This is a genomic window from uncultured Clostridium sp. (genome assembly GCF_937920395.1).
Taxonomy (GTDB): Bacteria; Bacillota; Clostridia; order Clostridiales; family Clostridiaceae; genus Clostridium_AD.
Genome location: NZ_CALEVF010000201.1, coordinates 1 through 7,361 on the forward strand (window position 1 = coordinate 1; position 7,361 = coordinate 7,361).

The window sequence follows — 7,361 nt, forward strand, 5'->3', positions numbered from 1 at the left end:
AATCATGAGGATTATCTGGGTTAAAACTTTCATGCATACATTGTTTTCCATCATCGGTTTGAATTATCATTTCAGTCAACTCTACTATTTCCTGTGGATCTTTTGAAGTAATCCCCTGCATGATTAGACCAATAGGCCAAATGTTCCCATGAGGAGTATGTGGGCTCCCTAGTCCTTTTGCATATTTACCTTGATAATAAAACGGATTTTGGATACTTAAAACAAATTTGCGTGTATTTTGATAGATTTCATCATCCACAGTTGTGTATCCTAAATATGGTATGGAAAGTAGATTTGGCACATTAGCATCATCCATTAAGTTATAGTGTCCCAGACCATCTGTTTCAAAGGAGTATATTTTCCCAAACTGGTCATTTTCAACAATTCCATATGTACGGATGCCCTCTTCAATTTGATTATTCAATTCCTTAGCCTCAGTTGCAAGCTTTTCATCCCCATAAACAGAAAGCGCAATTTCTCCTATATATTTAAGTACAACACAAGCAAACATATTAGCTGGAATATTGTATCCATAAGTACAGGCATCATCACTTGGTCGAAAGCCAGACCATGTCATACCTGTAAAAGTAACAGGTGATCCCTTTCCATCATTGGAAAGGGTATCTGTGTTTGGGCAGTTTTCTCTTTTAAACCTATACTGAGATTTTTCCTCGTGGTACTGCTCAATCTTCCATAAATCTAATATAGTATACATAGTCTTTTGAAAAGTTTCATCAAAAATATCCTTACTACCGCTGAGTTTCCAATACTGAAATGCAAGTTGCACGGGGTAACAAAGTGAATCAATCTCATATTTCCGTTCCCATACCCAAGGATCTTGGAGAACTTTATCAGCTTTCATTCCATGGTTGTTTGGCTCCTTATTGAATGCATTTGCATAAGGGTCAATTCCAATATATTTAATTTGACGATTAATCAACCCTTCAACAATACGTGCAATCTGAGAATCTTTTGTAACTAATGGTAAATAATGCTTTACTTGAGCTGAAGAATCCCTTAGCCACATTGCTGCTATATCTCCGGTTACCACAAAAGTAGTGCCATCTTTCAAAAGGCTTGTGGTAGTAGCTAGTGTGCTTAAATAACAATTTTTAAAGGTTTTTTTTAGTTTTTCATCTAGCTTATCTGCTATCATATCCGCAGTTTGTATTACTATTTCTGGCACTTCCAATATATTCAATCTCCTTTACACATTCTTAGTATCTTTAGTCCATTAAAAGGTTTACATTGATTACATTATAACTAATCTTTATTCTGGTGTCAATATGTTTAGTATATTAAATATATATAAATAAATAGTTAGTATATTAAATATATATTTATATATATTTAATATACTAACTATAGAAAAAAGTATAAGAATAGCACAGTTCTAGATGCAGATACAAAACTATTTTATTTATTTGTCTTGTCATCTCTTAAGTTCTTCACAGACCGACCCAAGACAAGAATGGAATCAAGGTAGGTTTTTCCGACTTCTACCTCTCCTTTAATAAAGTTAAGCACAAGTTGTACTGCGGAGTGTCCAATTTCTTTTTCCTTTTGCCTAATATGAGTAAAAAAATAATCACCCATGTTATTTGTGGGGCCATCAAAGCATAAAATGGACATATCCTCTGGAACCCTTTTGTTCATATTTTTCATTGTCTGCATTACAATCAAAGCCAAATTATACTCCGTTACAAACAAACAGGTTATTTCTGGGTGATTTAAAATTAAATCTTTAACTTTCTTGCAGTCTGCCTCGATATTTTCCATATTGTCCATACCTGGCAAAGTGCTAACAAGATTTGTTTCCCATAATTTCTCATCAACCTTAACACCATGCTCTGCATAACTCATAATAAATCCCTGTATTCTTTCCTCTATGGTTGTGGTATCATTTGGAGAGGTAGATATAAAGCTGATTTTTCGGTGCCCTTGTTCCAAAAGATAATCCGTGGCTTTTTTTGCAGCCCCCATATTATCTGTCCCAACAAAGGCAGCAGGAATTCCTTTTAGATCACAATCCATTAAAACAAGTGGGTATCCATCCAAAATTAACTTAAGTATTTTAGGATTATAGTGCTCTCCATGTACTGGCATTACAATAATACCGTCAATCCCAATATCAATAAGAGAATCAATTACTTCATCTTCTAACTTCTGATTTCCGTAGGAACGCTTAGGAACAATAAAGCAGTTATTTTTAGATGCCTCTTCCTCTAGACCAGACAAGAGATTTGACCCATAACTTTCCGAAAAATCAGAAAGAATTACACCAATAAGGGTAAAATTCAATCTTTGCTCTGGAACATTCTCGCATTTTTCTTCATTTAATTTTAAAACAAAGGAACCTTTTCCAGGCATCCGTTTTATTAACCCGGAACTAACAAGCATCCCCAGTGCCTTTTTGCTGGTTATATTGCTAACATCAAATTGTGCAGCTAGTTCCTTTTCTGTTGGAAGCTTTTCCCCTTCAGAATATTCACCACTTACAATTTTATCGTAAATAAAATTATATATTTTTTGATATAGTGTCTGATTTTCACTCATATATCTCTCTCCTGTTAATTAATATATTTAATATATTTAATATATCATTTATATGGTATCACGTCAATGTAATCCCATAAAGTTATTCCTTTATTTACTTGTGAAATAAAGACTTTATCACTTTATTCCATTTTCACACTATCCCTCCAATTCGAAATCTAGAATATTAGTCACTTATAACTAAATACGTAGTTATACTTTCTTCAAATCCATAATGCGGATTATAAGATGCATTTAAAGTTTCAACACCTATTCTAACTCTTACACCATCAAATAATGAAGTACAAGGTTTAAAATAACACAGAAACTAAAGGTATAGTTATAGATGATTTAAAACCATCTATAATTCTATTCGCTAAAAAGAAATCTTTATTATGAGGATGTTTGCGAAAGTAGAAGAGTAACTCCATACCCCTTTGGTAGGATATTGTATTAGATTAATTATTTATATTTTATGGCAACCACACCCTAATGTAGTAAACCTATAAATAATTTTATTCATAGATAATCTCGTATTTTTTAATTAATTCTTCACTTATTAAAACACCTTTAAGTTTTAAAGCTTGAAATGCTGCACCAACAACTGGGTCAAGTTTTTGCGGAATTACTACTATTTCACTATCTATATCCTTAACCTTTTGGATAAATCTTTCATTAAAAACACCTTTTGCGTTGCCTAGGCCTCCTATAATTGCAACTTGTTTATTCTTAAAACAAACATTCATGTATACTGTTTTGATTAATAAAGCAAGCTCGGTAGTTGCTTTTTCTACAATTTCCAAAGCATTACTATCTCCTAAATTTGCATATTTAGTTACAAAAGGTGCTAATCCAGCAGTAGCAGTTCTATCCAACCATAATGAGTCTAGCACTTTCACTAATTTAGATTTATCCATTTGAACTTCTAGATAATCGTTTACTGAACAAATAAATGGCGTAGTTTCTATACGTTTATCTATTGCTTTTGATAACTGCTTTAAGCACTGACGCCCTAAATCATAAGAACTTCCCGCATCTCCTTCCTTATAACCATAACCACCAGAAATCCATTCCTCACCATTATCATTTTTCCCATATGCTACTGAACCTGTACCTATAATAATTGCAATCCCTTCTTTTGTAGCTAATCCTCCAGCTAAGGCAGTACGAGTGTCATTTTCAGAAATTATGAGTGGCTTATATTCAAAAAAATTTAAATTAGAGAGTTCGTCACTTATTTTTATGCTGTCTTCATTTGTAACTATACCTCCTAGTCCAACATAGGCAGCGCTAATCTTATACTCCTTATTAACAAAGCAGTCTAATATGGCTTCCTTTATATGTTTTATTGTAGTACCCAATGTCACAGTATCTATGCTGGAGGGACCAGAATTACCAATTCCTAATATCTCTCCTGTTTCATCCATTAAACAAGCTTTTGTTTTAGTTCCACCGCCATCAATTCCTATTACAAACATAATATATTCCTCCTTTTTATGCTATAACCTATATTATAATGTAAAAGTAGAATTTAAATCAAGGGGATGAATTCTACATTGTTTTCCAATTACCTTTATATAATGTAACATTTTTGTCAATATGTACTTTTTTACGGAAACACTAAAACCCAGTAATTATTTAAATTACTGGGTTTTAACTAATTAAAACTTTAGCTATATTCAAAAATATTCATTTTTAATATTAAAATTAATAACTTATTTTACATTTATTCTTCTTCTCCGCAGAGCATCAAAAGTTCTTCCCACCTTATGTCAACTTCCTTTTGTGCAGCTTCAAGCATATAAGCATTTTCGGGTTTAAAGAGGTGCTTGAATCTTCCCTGAGACTTTAACCATTCAGTTATAGGTAATTTATTCTTAGGCTTATAATTCAACTTATACTTGCCATCTATTACTTCATAAAGTGGCCAGAAACATGTCTCAACAGCAAGATCAACGAGTTGAAGTTCGGTACTTGTATCACATCTCCACCCTCTTGAACATGGTGTTAATACATTTATAAATGCAGGACCTTCAGTATATATTCCCTTCCCTGCTTTTTCATAAAGGTCTTTCCATTTTGAAGCTACTGTCTGAGCAACATAAGGTATATGATGGTCTGCCATAATCTTGGTAAGATCTTTTCTATACTGCTGCTTTCCTGGAACAACCTTTCCTGCAGGTGATGTTGTAGTATCTGCACCAAATGGTGTTGCAGATGATCTTTGTATTCCTGTATTCATATATGCTCCATTATCATAGCAGACATATAGCATATCATGTCCTCTTTCCATAGCTCCTGAAAGTGACTGAAATCCTATATCATAAGTACCGCCGTCTCCGCCGAATGCTATAAATTTATAATTCCCATCAATCTTGTTATTTTTATTTAAAGCTCTGTATGCTGCTTCCACACCACTTATAGTAGCTCCTGCATTTTCAAATGCTGAATGTATATAGGAATCCTTCCACACTGTATATGGGAAAATTGTTGTGGATACTTCAAGGCATCCTGTTGCATTTCCTATTACTGCCTTGTCTCCTTCTTTTAATGCTTTAAGAACCCATTTAGCAACTATAGGAGCTCCACATCCTGCACAACTTCTATGTCCACTTGTAATTCTATCTGGCTTTTTAGATAATTCTTTTAAATTAGCTTCCATATTTTTTACACCCCCTATTCCCTTACTCTAAGATGGTTATATAGCTCAGCTTTTCCAGTCTTAACACTTCTCAATAGATCATTATACACTTCTTCTATGGAATCTATTGTTACATCTCTTCCACCAAGTCCATATATATAACTTGTTACAAGTTTCCCATCATTTCTTCCATAAAGTGCACTTCTGACTTCTAGAAATAGTGGACCTCCAACTGTAGAAAATGTTTCAACTTTATCAAGTACTGCAGCAGCTTTTACATTTTTAAGTGCTTTTGCAATTTCTTCTGCCGGGAACGGTCTGAACATTCTTATCTTAATAAGACCAGCTTTTATACCTTTTTCTCTCAAATTGTTTACAACAACCTTTGCTGTTCCTGCTGTTGAATTTATAATTACAATAGCAACCTCGGCATCTTCCATTCTGTATTCTTCAAAGAAACTATACTTTCTCCCAGTAAGCTTTTCATATTCGAAAGCAACTTCAAGAATTACTTTCTTAGCATTTATCATTCCCTGAAGCTGAAGCCTCTTATGTTCAAACAAATACTGTGGTAAATCAAGTGCTCCATAAGTAAGTGGATCTCCCTTTAAAAGAGAATGTTCTGGGTTATACTCACCTACAAACTTCTGAACTTCTTCTTTATCAAGTATTGTCATATTTTCAACAGCATGACTTGTTATAAAACCATCATAACATACCATAACAGGTAGCCTTACATCCTTATTTTCAGCTATTCTGACAGCCTGAACAAAATTATCATATGCTTCCTGTACTGATTCGCTGTAAATCTGTATCCAGCCTGTGTTCATAGCGCCCATACTGTCACTGTGATCATTATTTATGTTAATTGGTCCTGTTATTGCCCTATTTGCAACAGCCATTACAATTGGAAGTCTCATGGAAGAAGCGATATTAAGCATTTCCCACATAAAAGCAAGTCCATTTGCTGATGTTGCCGTCATAACTCTTGCACCTGCAGCTGATGCACCTATACAGGCACTCATTGCACTGTGCTCCGACTCAACAGGAATAAATTCTGTGTGGACCTTTCCATTATTTACAAATTGCGAAAAATATTGCGGTACTTCAGTTGAAGGTGTGATAGGATATGCTGCTACTACATCTGGATCTATCTGTAGCATGGCATCTGCAACAGCTTCATTACCACTTAAACTTACTTTTTTAGCCATATTTATTCTCCCCCTTTCTATTCTTTAACAAGGCTAAGGGCTTTAAATTTGCACTGTGACACACACAACCCACAACCTTTGCAATGATCATAATCAATTCCTTTAATTTTTTCATTTTCTACTAGTATGGACATATCGGGGCATACCGCCCAACAGAGTAAACAATTCTTACAACTCTCTTGATCCCATACAGGTTTCATGGATCTCCAATCTCCTGTCTTGAATTCTACAGCATTTCCTGCATCAGGAATTACGCCTCCCATTGTGGTATCTTTCCATGAGCATTCAGCGGAATAATATTTTTTATCACTCATAGTCCTTTTACCTCCTCCATAGACCTCTTAAGTGCAGCCATGTTCCCTTTTATAACCTGAGGTTTTGTTGCAAACTTATGTTTAAATGATTGTTCTATATGTTCTTTAAATACATTTTTATCTATTATGTGCGATATTTTTACTATTGCTCCAAGCATAGGAGTATTGGGAAAGTTCATTCCAAGCTCTTCTTCTGATATCTTTCTTGCATCAATAGTATATAGTTTTCCTTTATATCCTTTAAGCAAAGGTCTTATTTCTTCAGGACTCTTAGTTGTATTTATAACTATTGCTCCTTCTTCTTTTAAACCTGACGTTACATCTACATTATTAATTAAAGTTTCATCAACAACTGCTACATAATCAGGTTTATATATATTGCAGTGTAATGTTATAGGATCATCACATACCCGGTTATATGCGGTTATTGGAGCACCCATTCTTTCGGGACCATACTCCGGAAATCCCTGAACATATTTCCCTGTGCTAAAAGCTACTTCAGCAAGTAAGAGAGATGCGGTCTTTGCTCCTTGTCCCCCACGACCATGCCAACGAACCTCTATCATTTTTCCCATAAAATCTTTCCTCCTTTAAAAACTATATCTTTTAGCCGATTGCGCAATTCTGCAATCATTGAACCGCCTAACTTTTAAGCCGTTA

At 34.3% G+C, this 7,361-nt stretch carries 7 protein-coding genes; all 7 read right to left on the bottom strand.

Going from position 1 to position 7,361, the window contains the following annotated elements:
• On the bottom strand, window positions 1-1,186 hold a 1,186-nt coding region (locus Q0649_RS12600; protein WP_298842426.1), incomplete at its 3' end, for a glycoside hydrolase family 125 protein.
• A gap of 230 nt (window positions 1,187-1,416) precedes the next feature.
• The gene (locus tag Q0649_RS12605) at window positions 1,417-2,556 is read right to left on the bottom strand and encodes a GntR family transcriptional regulator (protein WP_298842408.1); all 1,140 of its coding nucleotides are present in this window, start codon (window positions 2,554-2,556) and stop codon (window positions 1,417-1,419) included.
• A 494-nt stretch (window positions 2,557-3,050) separates the two neighbouring features.
• Entirely contained in the window at window positions 3,051-4,013 is a 963-nt protein-coding gene (locus Q0649_RS12610; RefSeq protein WP_298842411.1) for an N-acetylglucosamine kinase, read from the bottom strand.
• 248 nt (window positions 4,014-4,261) lie between these two features.
• Window positions 4,262-5,197 (bottom strand): thiamine pyrophosphate-dependent enzyme, encoded by a 936-nt coding sequence (locus Q0649_RS12615; RefSeq protein WP_298842414.1) that lies wholly within the window; start codon window positions 5,195-5,197, stop codon window positions 4,262-4,264.
• A 14-nt stretch (window positions 5,198-5,211) separates the two neighbouring features.
• Window positions 5,212-6,387: a pyruvate ferredoxin oxidoreductase gene (gene porA, locus Q0649_RS12620; protein WP_298842417.1), complete on the bottom strand. Its 1,176-nt coding sequence runs from the start codon at window positions 6,385-6,387 to the stop codon at window positions 5,212-5,214.
• Between the two features lie 17 nt (window positions 6,388-6,404).
• A complete protein-coding gene (locus tag Q0649_RS12625; protein WP_298842420.1) occupies window positions 6,405-6,701 on the bottom strand; it encodes a 4Fe-4S binding protein in 297 nt (98 codons plus the stop codon).
• Window positions 6,698-7,276, bottom strand: a complete 579-nt coding sequence (locus Q0649_RS12630) for a 2-oxoacid:acceptor oxidoreductase family protein (protein ID WP_298842423.1) — start codon at window positions 7,274-7,276, stop codon at window positions 6,698-6,700. Before Q0649_RS12630 ends, Q0649_RS12625 begins: the two co-directional genes overlap by 4 nt.
• Window positions 7,277-7,361 lie beyond the last annotated feature (85 nt).